The organism is Streptomyces sp. NPDC102462, assembly GCF_044765425.1.
Taxonomy (GTDB): domain Bacteria; phylum Actinomycetota; class Actinomycetes; order Streptomycetales; family Streptomycetaceae; genus Streptomyces.
Genome location: NZ_JBIWKB010000087.1, coordinates 17296 through 31748 on the forward strand (window position 1 = coordinate 17296; position 14453 = coordinate 31748).

The 14453-nt window shown below is 66.8% G+C and carries 12 protein-coding genes and 1 pseudogene; 6 read left to right on the forward strand and 7 right to left on the reverse strand.

Features of this window, described 5'->3' with window-relative positions; genetic code table 11:
- Positions 1-97: 97 nt before the first annotated feature.
- A complete protein-coding gene (locus ACIRFL_RS40410) occupies positions 98-820 on the forward strand; it encodes a TetR/AcrR family transcriptional regulator (RefSeq protein ID WP_404039673.1) in 723 nt (240 codons plus the stop codon).
- Here ACIRFL_RS40410 and ACIRFL_RS40415 read toward each other — a convergent pair.
- Positions 787-1791 carry a methyltransferase gene (locus ACIRFL_RS40415; RefSeq protein WP_404039676.1) on the reverse strand — a complete coding sequence of 335 codons (1005 nt, stop codon included), beginning with the start codon at positions 1789-1791 and terminating at the stop codon, positions 787-789. The genes ACIRFL_RS40410 and ACIRFL_RS40415 overlap by 34 nt on opposite strands.
- Before the next feature lie 144 nt (positions 1792-1935).
- A complete protein-coding gene (locus tag ACIRFL_RS40420; RefSeq protein WP_404039679.1) occupies positions 1936-2877 on the reverse strand; it encodes an aromatase/cyclase in 942 nt (313 codons plus the stop codon).
- 204 nt (positions 2878-3081) lie between these two features.
- On the opposite strand from ACIRFL_RS40420, the gene ACIRFL_RS40425 reads away from it, so the two are divergent.
- The 4 genes from ACIRFL_RS40425 to ACIRFL_RS40440 all read left to right on the forward strand — a co-directional run bounded on the left by ACIRFL_RS40425 (position 3082) and on the right by ACIRFL_RS40440 (position 6915).
- The gene (locus ACIRFL_RS40425; protein WP_404039682.1) at positions 3082-3759 is read left to right on the forward strand and encodes a TcmI family type II polyketide cyclase; all 678 of its coding nucleotides are present in this window, start codon (positions 3082-3084) and stop codon (positions 3757-3759) included.
- On the forward strand, positions 3756-4964 hold the full coding sequence (locus ACIRFL_RS40430) for a cytochrome P450 (protein ID WP_404039685.1): 1209 nt from the start codon (positions 3756-3758) through the stop codon (positions 4962-4964). The genes ACIRFL_RS40425 and ACIRFL_RS40430 overlap by 4 nt, the downstream gene beginning before the upstream one ends.
- Before the next feature lie 138 nt (positions 4965-5102).
- Positions 5103-5807, forward strand: a complete 705-nt coding sequence (locus ACIRFL_RS40435) for a Clp protease N-terminal domain-containing protein (RefSeq protein WP_404039688.1) — start codon at positions 5103-5105, stop codon at positions 5805-5807.
- Between the two features lie 367 nt (positions 5808-6174).
- Complete coding sequence (locus ACIRFL_RS40440; RefSeq protein ID WP_404039690.1) at positions 6175-6915, forward strand: 3-oxoacyl-ACP reductase family protein; 741 nt, start codon at positions 6175-6177, stop codon at positions 6913-6915.
- Between the two features lie 6 nt (positions 6916-6921).
- Here the strand turns inward: ACIRFL_RS40440 and ACIRFL_RS40445 are convergent.
- Positions 6922-7149: pseudogene (locus ACIRFL_RS40445) on the reverse strand (ISAzo13 family transposase); the annotation flags it as partial.
- A gap of 1093 nt (positions 7150-8242) precedes the next feature.
- On the opposite strand from ACIRFL_RS40445, the gene ACIRFL_RS40450 reads away from it, so the two are divergent.
- A complete protein-coding gene (locus ACIRFL_RS40450; protein ID WP_404039692.1) occupies positions 8243-8749 on the forward strand; it encodes a hypothetical protein in 507 nt (168 codons plus the stop codon).
- A 37-nt stretch (positions 8750-8786) separates the two neighbouring features.
- Here ACIRFL_RS40450 and ACIRFL_RS40455 read toward each other — a convergent pair whose 3' ends face one another.
- The 4 genes from ACIRFL_RS40455 to ACIRFL_RS40470 form a co-directional block, all read right to left on the reverse strand.
- Positions 8787-10238 carry a hypothetical protein gene (locus ACIRFL_RS40455; RefSeq protein WP_404039695.1) on the reverse strand — a complete coding sequence of 484 codons (1452 nt, stop codon included), beginning with the start codon at positions 10236-10238 and terminating at the stop codon, positions 8787-8789.
- Complete coding sequence (locus tag ACIRFL_RS40460; RefSeq protein ID WP_404039698.1) at positions 10235-10840, reverse strand: hypothetical protein; 606 nt, start codon at positions 10838-10840, stop codon at positions 10235-10237. The genes ACIRFL_RS40455 and ACIRFL_RS40460 overlap by 4 nt, the downstream gene beginning before the upstream one ends.
- A 145-nt stretch (positions 10841-10985) precedes the next feature.
- Positions 10986-12074 (reverse strand): tyrosine-type recombinase/integrase, encoded by a 1089-nt coding sequence (locus ACIRFL_RS40465; protein WP_404039701.1) that lies wholly within the window; start codon positions 12072-12074, stop codon positions 10986-10988.
- A gap of 30 nt (positions 12075-12104) precedes the next feature.
- Positions 12105-12398 (reverse strand): helix-turn-helix domain-containing protein, encoded by a 294-nt coding sequence (locus ACIRFL_RS40470; RefSeq protein WP_404039703.1) that lies wholly within the window; start codon positions 12396-12398, stop codon positions 12105-12107.
- Positions 12399-14453: the final 2055 nt, after the last annotated feature.

Here is a 14453-nt window from a genome sequence, read left to right on the forward strand (position 1 = left end):
GGCTGCTGTGTCGGACTCGAAACCAATCATCTGGATGCGACCGGAAAGGCCGGCGCGAGGTCCCGCACCGACGCACAATCGTGCGCAGATCGCCGCGGTGGCGATCGGCATCGCGGACTCCGAAGGCATCGAAGCCGCGTCGGTGCGCGCCATCGCCAAGAGACTCGGCACCGGTGCGATGACCCTCTACCGCTACCTGCCGACCAAGGAAGACCTGTACACGGTGATGATCGACGAGGCGACCGGCTTCGAGCCGCAGGAGCCGACCGGCGATCTCCGTGCGGACCTGACGACCCTGGCACACCGTCGCCGGCAGATCTTCCTGCGGCACCCCTGGCTCGCCCCGCTCCTCGCCACCCGCCCGATCATGGGCCCCAACTTCATGCGCGGCATGGAACGCGATCTCGCCGTTCTCACCGGTTGCGGCCTGAGCATGGACGAAACGGTCGACGTACTCAACCTGATCCACTCCTGGGTCGGCGGTGCCGTGCAGGCCGAGTTGACCGAGCGGGCGACCGCGGACCAGTCCGGCGTCGATCGCCATGCCTGGCGGCTGCGGATGGAGCCGTACCTCAAGTCCCTGCTGGCGACGGGCGAGTTCCCGCATCTGAGCCGGATGGTCCAGGCATCCGAGATCGGGGAGGCCGACGAGCGATTCGAGAAGGGTCTGGCGATCATCCTGGACGGAATCGAAGCCCGCTTCTCGACGGCCACCGAGAAGAACCGCTCGCGCCGGCCGGTCAGCGGCACCGGCGGTGGCCCGCGTCCGACGCGGCGCGCGGCCGTTCAGCGGGAAGCGCGCAGTTCGACGACGGAGTAACGGCCGGCCGGGGTGACCGAGGTGATGTGCAGGCCGACCGTTCCGGCCAGGTCGGCCAGTTGCTCGAGGGTGTGCTGACGGCCCCCGAAGTAGGCGAGCATCCGCAGGTCGCCCTCCGTCTGCACGGTCTGGTCGTTGAAGTAGTCCACGACCAGCACACGTCCCGTCGTCTGCGCCGCGTCGGAACAGCGGCGCATGATGCGGGTGGCCGCCGCGTCGTCCCAGTTGTGCAGGATGCTCGACAGCAGGTAGCCGTCCGCTCCGGTGGGAAGGGTGTCGAAGAAACTGCCCGTCACGGCGTCGGCCCGGTGGTCGAGACCTGCCGCGGCGATGGCCTTCCCGGCACGGCGCACGGGGCCGGGCAGGTCGACGACCGTCCCCCGCAGCTCGGGATGGGACTGCAGAATCGTGATCAGCATGCTGCCGTCGCCACCGCCGACATCGACGACATGACGGAGCGTTCCCCACGGATACGCCTCGGCCACGGCAGGCGCGTGCGCCGCCAGCCTTGCGCCCATCAACGCGTCGAAGGACTCGGCGCGCCCGTCGTCGGCCGACAGGTCGTCCCAGAACGCCACGCCGTACTGCTGCGGGAACGCGGCCTCACCGGTACGGACCGTGTGCAGCAGGTGGACGAGGCTCAACTCCGCATGCCCCAGGGCACCGTCGATGTCGAGTATCGCGCGCATTCCCTCGGGTTCGCCCTCGCAGAGGTGGTGACCCATTTCCGTCAGCTCGTAGGCGGCGGGCCCGGTGCTCGACAGCACGCCCGCGGTCACCAAGTGGTCCAGCAGCCGCCCCAGCGCGTCCTGGTCGACGTCCACGGCCTTGGCCAACGCCTCGGTCGTCCGGGTGCCTGCGGCGATGTGGTCAGCCAACCGCAACGTCGCCGCCACCCGGACCGCCATCGGGGTCAGCAGATCGGCGGCTGCCCACAGTCCCCCGCCTCTGGCGGTCGTCTCCTTGGCCATTGCCCCTCCTGACTGGTCGGTTCTCTGTTCGTTGGACCCGGCCCGGACGGTGTCGGTGCCGGTACGGCAGCTCACGGTGCGCCCGGGCGGTTCATCACCTTCCGCACCGCGGCGAGGTCGCGCGGAGGCCGGTACGCGCCCGGTTCAGAAACCGGCGCGCTCCTCCGCGTACGTCTTGGCCAGGCGGAGGTTGCTCATACTGTTGCCGCTCAGCAGACGCCGCAGGTACCGGCGCGCCTCACCGACCGTCGTCGCGCCGCCCAGCTGTGACAGCGCCGAGCGCTTGATCGTGCTGGTGTGCCGGGCTTCGGCGATGACGCCCTCCGGCACCTCGGTGAACCGCCAGTGGCCGGTGTGCGCGTCTAGCATCGTCGGCAGCGAGATCTGCTTGTACACGATCAGCTTGGGCGGGAGGCAGACCCGCACCGAGCGGACGGTGTGCGTGCTGCCGTCCGGGCCCTTGGTGTCCATGTCGAAGAACTGGATGTTCGGCACGTCCTCGGTCATGGCGAGCCCCACCACGTGCGGAATGCGCTCCGGCCACAGGTCCGCCCGGTAGAGGTAGTCGTAGGCGTCTTCGGCGGAACCGGCGATGAACAGTGGGTCGGTGAAGGACACGACGAGTTCGTCCAGGTCGGCGCGGCGCTCCGCCGTGTCGCGCAGCGTGGCGAGGCAGTCCTCGCTGTCCTGGTCGATGCCGTCCAGCAACGGGCCGAGATCGGCGTCGGCCGGCGCGCCGACGTGGTGAACCAGCTCGGCCCGGGTCCGGTTCGGCGCCAGTTCGGTGAAGACCCACTCGCCGCGGAGGTCGGTGGCGGGCGGTTCGGCTTCCATGTGCGCGAAGGTGATGCGGCGCCCCGGCCGGTCCGTGCGGCGCACGGTCTGCCAGGTGCGGACGGCGGCGTCACCGGCCAGCGCCCAGTGCTTGACCAGTTCCCCCTTCTCGTTGGCGTGGACTGTTTCCGCGTGCACGGCGGACCGGTGGAACTGCGGCCAACTCGCTATGTCCGCGACGGTGTCGAACACCGTCTCCACGGCGGCGTCGATGGTGATGCCGTGGTCAACTCGCCGCTGTGTACTCGACACAACAAGACACCTCACAAGCGTCGTAGCGTCCGGATCCGTCACGCCCGACCATGTCCGTCCTCGATCGATCTCGCTTCGAGGACCCTTCGAGTTCGCCGTCCGCGGTCGGCCCCGGCCGTTGATCGGGCGTCGATCCGGCGTCGAAGGCGCGGGCGCAAGCTGAGCGCGCTCGAAAGGCACCCCGCCCATCGTGAGGAGACGCTTATGCCGAGCATCATCACTGTCGGCTCGTTCGACAGTGGCAACGTCGCCGACGTCACCAAGATCCTTCGGGAGTTCGATGGCGAGGTCGCTTCTGAACTGCCGCAGTTGCGCCGCAGACAGGTCTTCAGTTACAGCGACCTTTACGTGCATATGCAGGACTGGGACGTCGCCGACCCGGACGAGGCATACCGGATCATCACCACCGACCCCCGGTGCGCCCGGCTGGACGAACACCTGTCGCCCTATTTCGGCGATCACGCCGCGACGGAGGACTGGGACGGCCCGGTCGACCGGCCGACGGCCGAGCGTTTCTACCTGTGGCCGGCTGAACAACTGGACCACCTGGAGCAGACGTACAGCGCGGTGATCGTCAACGTCCAGCGCCAGGAACACATCCCCGAGGTGTCGCGGCTGTTCGCGGAGTCGGACGCGACCGACATCCCGCAGAAGATGGGGACGCTGCGCCGCCAGATCTATCTGTGGCGCGGTATCTACCTGCACATCCAGGACTTCGCCGTAGCCAACAGCATGGAGGCGATCAGCGAGGTGTGGACGGAGGGCGACCCCCGCTTCCTCCAGCTCGTCGACGACCTCACGGAGCTGATTCCGCCGTACGACCCGCAAGGCAATTCGTTGGCCACCCGTTTCTACCACTGGGCTGCAGAGGTGCCGGCATGACCAAACTCCCGACCCACCCCGTTCGCCGGCAGCTCCCCGGCGTGTTGCCGGCCGAGTACGAAACGCTGCGGGAACGCGGCATCGGCCAGGTGGAACTGCCCACGGGCAAACTGGTGTGGATGATTGTGAGGCCCGAGTACGCCCGCATCGTGCTCTCCGACCCACGGTTCAGCTCGGACAAGACGGACGACCGCTTTCCGAAGCTGACTCCTGGCTCACTGAAGAAGCTGAAGTACTGCGCGCCCTTCATGATCAACCTGGACGGCCCGGAGCACTTGGAGAAGAAGAAGTCGATCATTCAGGAGTTCTCCCCGGCGGGGCTGGCCCGGCTGATGCCGCGTCTGCGCGTCGCCGTGGAGGAGAAGATCGACGCAATACTGGGTCAGCAGACCAAACCGGTCGACCTGGTGGAGGAGCTGGCGTTCCCCATCGCCTGGCGGTTGCAGGAGATGTTCCTCGGTATCCCCGCGACCGAGCTGCGGATCATGCGGGAGAACGTCTGGAAGCTGCTGCTGGGCACCTCCACCGAGGCGGAGGAGAGGGAAGCGGCCGACCGTCTGAACGGGCACGCGATAGAGGTCCTGAAGGAGAAGGCGAACCACCTCGGCGACGACATGATGAGTCGCCTGATCGTGCAGGAACGCGAGAAGCACGGTGAGGATGTCGACTGGTACGAAATGGCCCCCCTGATGCTGTCCAACGCCCAGGGTATTCACAACTCGGTGTCCACGATGATCTCGCTGGGCGTGCTCACCCTGCTGAACCACCCGGAGGAGCGGCCGAAACTGCTCGCCGATCCGGACCGGATGACGGTCGCGGTGGACGAGATGCTCCGGTACTTCTCGGTCAACGACGGAACTCCCATGCGGCTGGCCACGGAGGACGTGCTCATCGGCGACACGCTGATCAAGGCCGGTGACGGCGTGGCGGTGCCGACGCTGCCCGTCAACCGCGACCCGTCGGTGTGTCCGTATCCCCACCAGCTCAACCTCATGCGGGAGGAGCCCGCCCGGCACATGGCGTTCGGTCACGGACCGCACAAGTGCCCGGCGGACCGCCTGGTGCCGGGCCTGCTCGAAATCGTCTACACGACCCTCTTCGAGCGGGTTCCGACGCTCGCGCTCGCCGTGCCCGAGGCGGAACTGACGTACAAGTACCACTCGATCCAGGCGTTCGGGCCGGCCGAGATGCCGGTCACCTGGTAGGAGTGACGGCCGCCGCGCACCCGTCGGCAGCGGAGGTGGCCGCCGCAGAGCGCGGCGGCCACGCCGGCCCGGGACCGACCGCGAAAGGAGTGACAACTTCAGGTTGACACCTCGCCATTGACAACCTAAGGTTGACACATGACGCAGACCACTCCGCCGGTCAAGCTCGACGAGCTGATCACGGCTATCACCGAGAACCACACCGACGCCCTCGACCAACTCGCCGGCGCCGTCCTGCTGGCCGACCACATCGGCGAGGTCGCCGACCACCTCATCGGTCACTTCGTCGACCAGGCCCGTCGTTCCGGCGCGTCCTGGACCGACATCGGCCGCAGCATGGGCGTCACCCGGCAGGCGGCCCAGAAGCGGTTCGTCGGCAAGCCCGACGCCAAGCCGTCCAACGCCTTCGAGAAGTTCTCCCAGCCCGCCCGCAGCGCCATCATCGCCGGCATGAACGAGGCCAAGGTGGCCGGCAACGCCGAGATTGTCCCCGTGCACGTCTTCCTCGGCCTGCTCGGCACCGAGGGCAGCGCGGTCGGCGCCCTGCGGGCACAGGGCATCGACCTCGACCAGGCACGGGACACGGCGCTGGCCGCCCTGCCGTCGCGCAGCGACGCCGACCCGGTGCTGATTCCGTACGACGCCCACGCGAAGAAGGCGCTGGAACTGGCGTCGCGGGTGGCCCTGCGCCTCGCCGACGACACCGTCAGCACCGGCCACGTCCTGCTGGGGCTGCTGGAGGAGGAGGACAGTGCCGGGTTCCTGTCCTCGCTGGGCGTCGACGCGGCGGCGGCCGAGCGTTTCGTGACGGAAGCGGCCGACGAATCGCCCGTCGCCTCGTAGCGGAACCGAACGCAGACCGGACCTCCGGGCGAGGTGGAGCCTGTCGAAGGTGACACCGCGCCCGGAGGCCCTCGCGCCCCACGCCGACCCCTGACCGGAGTCGGCTCGTCGCACCTTGTGCGCTGTGAACCGCCTGCGCGGGTGCGAGGGCGGCCGGACCTCCCCCGGAGGATCGGATCCCGACCCGTCCCCTTCCCGACTCGTACCTGCGGAGTGGTGTGATGGCTTTCGACCGGACGCGGATCTTCGGCCTTCGGCACGCACGGAGGGCACGTCAACGCGAGGCCACGGTAGGAGACCTCACACCGGCGGCCTCCCTGACCACGCCGTGCCGCCCGGCCGGCACGCGTACGGGAGCGCAGGTCTAATGGCGGCGCCGGGTACCCACGGCCGTGTCGCTCTCGTCACCGGCGCTTCGGGAGCGCTCGGCGCCGCCGTGGCACGGGTCCTGGATCACCGTGGCTACCGGCTGGCCTTGCACTACACCAGTGGTGAGGACCGGGCCCGCAAGGTGGCGGCCGAGCTCAGCGGGCCGAGTGCGCTGGTGCAGGCGGACGTCGCCGACTGGGCCGCCACCCGGGACATGGTCGACCGGGTACGCGCCGAGCTGGGAGACATCAGCGTCCTCGTCAACGCGGGGGCGATCCGCCGGGACGGCCTCATGGCCACCCAGTCCGTCGACGACTGGACCCGGACCATCGCCGTCAATCTGACAGGCACCTTCCATACCTGCCGGGCGGCGCTCCCGGACATGCTGCGAGGCCGCTGGGGACGCGTCATCAACGTCGTCTCGCCCGCCGGTCTCCTCGGCAGCCGGGGCCAGACGGCGTACTCGGCGGCCAAGGCCGGTGTGGTGGGGATGACCCGGAGCCTGGCCCTGGAGTGCGGGCGGTTCAATGTGACGGTCAACGCGCTGTCACCCGGCCTCATGGCCACCGCGCTCACCGAGGAGGTGCCCGCCGAGGTCAGCGCCACCCTCGTGGCTCGGACCGCGTCCGGCCGCATGGGCACGCCCGGCGAGGTGGCCCGCGGCGTCGAACTGCTGCTGGACGCCGACTACATGACCGGTCAGGTCCTGTCCATCGACGGAGGCATGTCAATCTCGTGACCGCCGTGCCGGACGGCCGCCCCCACGCACCTCAGTCGCCTTCTTCCGACCTCCGCCGGGACGGCGGACCCGCCCAACAGAGCCTGACCGGACTCCAGTTCAGCCACCCCCGCGCGAGAAGGTCCCCTCCCGGCCCCCGGCCGCAGCGGCGACGATCCTGATCCCGCAATGTCCCAGCGACCGCGCCTCGGCCCCTATGGCCAGCCGGCGCTGATGCTCATCCAGATACCGCATCACGCTCCGCCAGAATCAGCGTCGAAGGAGCGTCAAGGCATTTCCCCAACCGTCCCTCACAGAGTTGAGGCAAAGCGTTCTCGACCCGCGCCCCGCTGCGAAGCCGCAGGTGAGACACGTGGCGGCAACCTGCACCACGCTCCACGCGGTGAACCCACGGAAACAGGTCGGTACGACCCGTCGCAACCTAGGAAGTCAGGAAACCAGCAGGTCAGACGCCCTTTACTGCAGGCTCCAGGATCGCCACGCACTCCACGTGCGACGTCATCGGAAAGGTGTCGGCCTGGACGCAGGCAGGAAAGCAGCAGGTCAGAGATGCTTTGGGGTCCTGGATGAGGGCCGCCGGGCCCCCGGAGCGTCAAATGAGCGTCACGGCCCTACGTCGGTTCGGTACCGGAACTCTGGCGCGTCATGGCTCCCCGTAGTACTCAGCGACTCCACCGGTACGGAGCCTCACGTCGTTGGAGTCGCGTCGGTGCGCCCAGTGCGTACGAGAGGCCCGCAGTCAAAGGGGCAGTGGGATCGAAATTCGCTGACGAGGCCGCTCCAAGCTTGGGAGGCTTGTCCCGCCTATTTCACGCCGCCCGGGGCCGGAGCCACCGACTTTGATCATCCTGGACACGAACATTCTGTGGGCTGTCTCCCCTGACAACGCGAGCGTCGAACTGCTCAAGACCACCCGGGCAGCGAGGTGCAAGGCGTCGCCGTCCCGTGGACGGTCGTGGAGGAACTCGCCGCGCAACGGGCGCTGCCTAGATCATTCTCGACGACGAGGAGCCTCGCGTGTGGCTTCATTTGGACCGGGATCATGCCTCGTTCGCCGGGATGGAGATCTGCGGATCCGACCTGGAGCCGGCCCCGGTGCTCGACCTTGACCGGCCATCGGAGATGAGCTGATTCCTGCGGTCGTGCCGTCCCAACCATGCAACCGTCGGTGGGGTCGTGCCGTTGACTGACGCAGTGGGTGGGACCTGACCCCCCGAATACGGCTCACAGGGTCCTGGCGAGCAGGCCGAGGACGAGGAAGAGGGGCTTGTCGGTGGGCACCGCTACTATCCAGGATGCCTCACGGGACGACGAACGGAGTCAGGGAATGGGCTACGTGAACGAAGCAGCGGTCAAGCGGAAGTTGGGTATCCCGAACTGGCGGAACCTGTCCAAGGACAAGGTGCTCAAGTTCGCGGCAGCGATGCCCGAGATGGCCACCGAGGTGCGGCTCAAGCTCATCGAGCAGTTCCCCGCCTTCAAGGACCTGGGCAAGGCCGACATCGATGCGGTCACGGAGGCCCACAAGTCCACTCTCGCAGCCAACGAGAACAGTCAGAACCACTTCTACAAGGCTTCGCAGGACCAGCGGGACGCTCTGCAGGCCGACCTCGGTCGGGACGACCTCAGCTGGGCGCAACGAGAGGCCCTTCACGACCGCCTCGACCAAAACGTACAGCGGGTAGGCGAGAAGGACAGCGAGAGCAAGCAGTTTCTGGGGGCGGGGATGAAGGTGGTGGCAGCCGCCGGTGCAGCCGCCCTCGGGCTGGGCGTGGTATTCGTCGGCGGCAAGATCGCTGGAGCGAGCGAAGACGGTTCCGAGGAATCCCAGTAGGACTGAGGCTGGTCCTCTGGAGTGGACCCACCGCGGGTCAGTCGGCGGGCGACTCTGCCCCCGGCATGTCGTGCTCGATTCCGGCATGCAGGGTGCGGCCGCCCGATGGGATCACCTCGACGAGGCGTTCCTCCTCCGCGCGGGATAGATCCGTGAAGAGTCGGATGGACGTGTTCACGAGCTCCAGTAGTGGGACACTGCCGCGAGGCGGTTTCACCGAGGCGGTCCGGGTGGAGAAGTTGTACCTCACCGGTACGCCACTTGGCGGTAGGGCTTCGAGATTCTTGACCAGGGTTCCCGGTCCGAGGGATTCGCTGAGGTGACGGAGCCGGTCCCCATGCAAGGCGCCAACCTCTCCTTCGTACGCCACCTTTCCTCCACCGTTGACCAGTGTGATGGCCTTGAGGCTCAGCCCCAGGAGCTGCAGCCGATTGCCGACCTCGTCGAGGGCCGGCAGTTCGTACGCCGCCCGTGCTGCCGACGATGTCAGGTGGTCGACCTTCTGTACGAGCGTGAGAACGAAGCCGGGCGCGTCGAAACTGAGGACTCCCTCGCCCTTAGTCCAGCGCAGGGGGGCTACGTCACGGCGAGCGGCGACGGACGAGGGGGCTACGCCGCATACCCGGGCGTTCCATGTGCTCAGCGCAGCGCGCATGAGGTGCTGGAGATTTTCGGTGGCGGTGACCCTGCCGTGCTGCAGCAGATCGGTCAGAGTGATCTCACGGGCGATACGGCTCCAGAAGTTCCCATCAGGGATCTCCTGACCTTCGAGGAGGTAATCGAGCGACGACTCGTCCAGTTGCTGCGGATACCTGGGAGCGCGTTCGAGCGCGGCTACCGGTGCTCCACTAGCGCGCCATAAGGTACCCAAGAAGGCCGTCAGGCGGCGCGCGATCGGTGGGGACAGCGTGTCCGAGGCAAAGGCAAGCGCGTCCTCAGTGCCCTCACGCTCACCGCGGCGGGCTGCCTGCGTGCCGGTCGTCATGGCACGGGCCAGCCGGGACACAGAGTGCTCGTCAAGGAGGCCCTGGCCGCCTTCGATGACGGTGTTCGCGATCAGACGCCTCAACGCGGCGTCAGCTGACTCGCCAGCGGTCAGCTCCGCGAAAGCCGCCAGGTCCAAGACCAGGGTGTGGTGGTCGGTCGCGAGCGAATCCAGGGTGTGGGCGTCGAAGGACGGGCGGAGGGCGCCGAGCGCCAGAACAATGGGCCGGTCCTGGCCAGCAAGGCGCGTGATGTCGAACCCGAGCTCGTCCGCGTCCGTCGTGCTGCGCAGGTAGACGTATCGGTCGCTGAGGTCGTCGTCGTGCGGCCATCGCATGACCAGGTCCGGCATGTGGGTGTGATTGTAGTATCCGGTGCGCCTGGTCCGGATCTGCGGATTGATCTGCCGGAGGTGCTGTTCGAGGAGTCGTTTGATTTCGGCGAACGAGCGGTACGGGTCGTCCGCCTCAAGTGCCTCGGCGATCGACGATGCGACGGCGTTCACCACTCCCCCTTTAGGGTCAGCTCGTGCGCCAGGATGGCCCGCCACTCGGTGAGGGGCAGCAAACCCTCCTGCTTCTCTGACAGGACGATGCGCCACACGCGCTCGGACACGGTCTGGACCACGTTCGCGTCGATCCTCTTCCTGGCCTCGTCCTCGGAGACGTCACCGAAGATGCGTTGCCGGTGTTGGACGACAGCGGACTCGATCCTTTGCGGCTCGTGTAGTTGCGACCAGTTGTTCACATTGAAGGGGGCCCAGGTGATCCACATGTAGTGATCGCCGAAGAGGTACTTCTCCTGGTGCGCGACGTAGCATTTTGCGAGGAACTCGACGAAGTGAGTACCCTGGTCCGCCGGCCCCTGATAGTGCTTGACCTCCGCGCAGAACTGGTCGCCATGGTACGGCGCGCCCCGCATCGACCCGCCCAGGTCGAAGGAGAAGGTCCGGCCGCCGCCCTCGGGCCAGGCGAGTGTCAGTTTCCTCGCCCAGGCGTCCGAGTCCGTGTTCGCGAAGGCCCCACAGATCCGCATCGTGCCCTCGAGGTAGAGCTTGGCTCTCTTCGCTCCCGAGATTCCCTTTAAGTGGGCGTCCTCTCCTACCACGGAGAGAGTCTAAGCGCTGCGGAAGGCCCAGCGAGCGGTGCACGGTTGACTCAAGACCAGCCAGTCGGCGGAAACCGTGATCCAAGCTCAGCCCGCTCGTGAACGCCTTCACCCCCGTCCGGCGCGGACAGGGATGAAGGATCGTTCATGCTGCGACGGTGAGCGGGGCTTCCATCCGCTCCCATGCTCCGAGGACGGCCTTGTGCGCGTCCGGTTGAAGGTGAGCGTAGCGCTGGGTGGTCTGAAAGCTCTCGTGGCCGAGGAGGTGCTGGACCTCGTAGAGCGAGACTCCCTTCTGGACCAGCCACGAGGCGCAGGTGTGGCGCATGGAGTGCGGCGGGTAGTGCGGGACGAGTTGCTGCTCGCCGTCGGAGTCGAAGTAGTAGGCGGCTTCGACGGTGGGCCACCAGGTCTGCCGGCGCCAGTTGCTGTCGGCGAGGAGCCGTCCGGCACGGCCCTTGGTGATGGTGGTGAACACCACGGCGTCCCGGTCGAGCCGGTGGACGTGGCGTTCGAGGGCCTCCAGGACGTGGGGCGGGAGCGGGACCTCTCTACGGCTCTTGGAACTCTTGGGATACTCCTTGATGCCGCTCTTGGAGTTGACCTCCACCACGAACAGGCGCGAGCGGCGCTGGTCGATGCGGTGGCGGTGCAGGCCGGAGAGTTCTCCCCAGCGCAGTCCGGTGTAGAAGCCAAGCAGGCACATCGTTCGCCAGGGGGCAGGGAGTTCGTCGAGGATGCTTTGCGCCTGGTCGGGCGTGAACCACTGCGGCGGCTTGACTGCGATCTGTGGCAAATCGATGTTGCGGCACGGGGTCACCGCCAGGACATCGTCGTCGACGGCGGCACGCATTATGGAGGACGTCAGGTTGTAGGCCCGCTTGATCGCAGCGGCCCCCGTCCCCTTCTCGACCAGGGTCCGGATCCAGCTCTGGACGTCCATGCGGGTGATGGCCCGCATCTCCCAATCCGCCCAGTAGGGCATGACATGGTTCTTGATATTGGAGGCGTCGCCACGAAGCGTGTGGGGCTCAACGACGCGGGCGTTCCACCACCGGTCGTGCCACTCGCGGAACGACACTTCCCCGGCCCGCGGATCGCGCATGCCTCCGCGAGCGAACTGGGTCTCCATCTCGATGCCCCAGGCGCGCGCTTGCGACTTGAGGGGAAACGACTCGCTGAACCGGTCTCCTGCCCGGTTGCGTACGGTCGCCTGCCACTTTCCGGACTTCAACTTGCGGAGGTACGAGGCTCTACTCCTTGTTCAAGGGTTACGGACTGGGATAGGCCGGGGTCGGCGGCGAGCTGCCGGCGGTACGACGGCACGGCGGCTGATGAACTCGTCGAGGCTGGCCACAGGGACCCGTACACGGGACCGGCCTGTTCCGGTACGGAGGTCGACGACAGGTAGGTCGCCGGCAGCGATGAAGCGGTAGACGGTGCGGCGGTCGACGTCCAAGGCGGCGGCGACGGCAGGGATGGACAGCAGGCGTGCGGGCATGACGGGAACCTTGAGGTGGGGTGGGTTGGGCGTCCGACGAGTCGGCAGTTGGAGCATCGGCCGGTCCAAGGCGATCAACCAGACCTGTCAGGGCAGCAGGACCGCTTAACGGACAGTCTCGGCCAAAGGGACGCTGAACATGTGAGGTCTTCGTTGGGGGCGAGGACCACCGGTGCAGATGCGGATTAGCTGGTGGCGCCCGAACTCTAGGTGTCAGCCAGAGCGCGGGACGAGAATCACGACCTGGGCGAGTCCGGCAGGGCATGGCCCCGGCCAGATGGTCCCAGTCGATTTCGGTCTTCTCCGTGTAGAAGCAGTGCGGTAACGCAGCGCCAGCCAACCCGGGGTTAGCCGGCCCACTCGGCAACCGTGACGGATGAGATTCCCATCCCCAGCCACTTCACCAGGCAGGACTCGCGGAGGATGGAGATGGGCTCCCCAGGCGCCACGAGTACAGCTCGTCCCTTGGCAGGACGGCCTCTTGGCCCTGCTGCCACGTCTGCTCCTATACGGAAGGCGCGTCCGTTTGTGGCGGGCGGTCAACTTGCCCGAGGCGACCTCCGGGAGCATCACGTCCCTCACTCGCAGGGCCCGAGCCTCGCTTGGGCGCAAAGCCTGCTCGGCCACGAAGCGCATGAAGGGGAACCCGCATGCCCATGTATCCACTTGAGCAGCGATCCAACCTCCTCGTCAGAATGCAACCATTCCCCGTCCATGACCTCGACAGACACAGCTCTGAACTCCTCAGGGAAAATTACTGAACGCGTCACGCGGCGATCAGCGCGACAGGTTCAATGGTCTGCGGAATCGCCGGTTTGGCTAACCGACGATCGTCGGCTATGTTTCGCCCAACACGGCGCTCACGGCCTCCAGACGTATGCGGAACGGCAGGGGGTACGCGCTTCTCCGGACCGCTCTAGGTTTGCTTGCTTCGCCGCGTCAATCCAGTCCGTTGCGCCCTCAATGTGTCTGCCGTCGGCGAATCAGCACGCCCCAGCATCACTGAAGGAGCACCGCTACCAGCGCACTCGCCGGGCTGCCGGTAGCCAGGGAACAGAGCAGGCCGCTTCTAATCGTTTGGCCGCAGGTTCGAGTCTGCCCCCCGGGGGCGCCACTGACCGCCTGTCAGGCTGGCGACGTCTCCACAGGTCACACCCCGCTTTCTTGGTCTTCCACGTTAATCGGACTCTTCACCTCCGTCAGGGTCGAGCTCCGCTGGCCAGACGTATTTCGGGACCTCGATAGAGCGAGTGTTCAGACGGCGGAAGACGATGTGGGTGACCAGTAGGTCCCCGTAGAAGGCGGCTGCATCGGCGCGCCAGAGCCAAACCGCGGCTGAGGAAGGCTTGATGGCGCTTCTCATCGGAAACCCATGCTTGGTCCATCATTTCTACGAGGCCGGTGAAGCACTCCCCGATCGCCTCGCGGACGTACCCGAAGTGCAGTTCGCCCATGCCCCACTACCGTCAACGCTCCTAGCCATCGAGACCCTATCGAGCGAAGAACCCTGCATTCCCCGCGCTTCACCTGTTGGCCAAGTCGATATATGGCCATCAAATTAGTAAAATCAGCTATCCGGCCCACCTCCGCCCTGGAGTACAGCGGCGAAGTCGCCGATCAACCCGTCTCCGGTGCTCGGCCCCACGTCCACAACGCCGGCCAGGCGTCGGGAGACGAGCCGACGGATGTCCCGCGGGAGGTCGATGGCCGCGTCCGGATGCCTCACCTGACAGGCGGGGCACTCGACGTCATTGGGGCACGGCGCCGCACCGGATCCACAGGGGCAGGGGATCGACGAGTGGGCGAGAGGTTTGGCCTGGTCCCTGGGTGAATGACTGGCTCAATCTCGATGACATTGCGGCGGTGATATCACCCCGGCGATAGGACGCCAGGCGACCTGTCATCCATGGTGGTCGCCGCCGCCTGCTGGGCCGCTGACGGGTTCGTTGGGTCACCTGTGGACGCGCCCGGTGAAGTCGGCGAGCGATCCATTCACTCGTGGGAGATCGCGTTGACGCCCTAGTGTCTCGTGACCCTGATTGAGTTACTTCGAGTTGTTATTGACGAGTTTCTTCACGCTGGTCTGGACGAGTCGGACCTTGGCGAGGATCT

What these genes read in the sequence shown, in the direction of transcription:
- ACIRFL_RS40415 (WP_404039676.1), bottom strand. Translation starts at nt 1,791, where the DNA reads ATGGCCAAGGAGACGACCGCCAGAGGCGGGGGACTGTGGGCAGCCGCC.
- ACIRFL_RS40425 (WP_404039682.1), top strand. Translation starts at nt 3,082, where the DNA reads ATGCCGAGCATCATCACTGTCGGCTCGTTCGACAGTGGCAACGTCGCC.
- ACIRFL_RS40430 (WP_404039685.1), top strand. Translation starts at nt 3,756, where the DNA reads ATGACCAAACTCCCGACCCACCCCGTTCGCCGGCAGCTCCCCGGCGTG.
- ACIRFL_RS40435 (WP_404039688.1), top strand. Translation starts at nt 5,103, where the DNA reads ATGACGCAGACCACTCCGCCGGTCAAGCTCGACGAGCTGATCACGGCT.
- ACIRFL_RS40440 (WP_404039690.1), top strand. Translation starts at nt 6,175, where the DNA reads ATGGCGGCGCCGGGTACCCACGGCCGTGTCGCTCTCGTCACCGGCGCT.
- ACIRFL_RS40450 (WP_404039692.1), top strand. Translation starts at nt 8,243, where the DNA reads ATGGGCTACGTGAACGAAGCAGCGGTCAAGCGGAAGTTGGGTATCCCG.
- ACIRFL_RS40470 (WP_404039703.1), bottom strand. Translation starts at nt 12,398, where the DNA reads ATGCTCCAACTGCCGACTCGTCGGACGCCCAACCCACCCCACCTCAAG.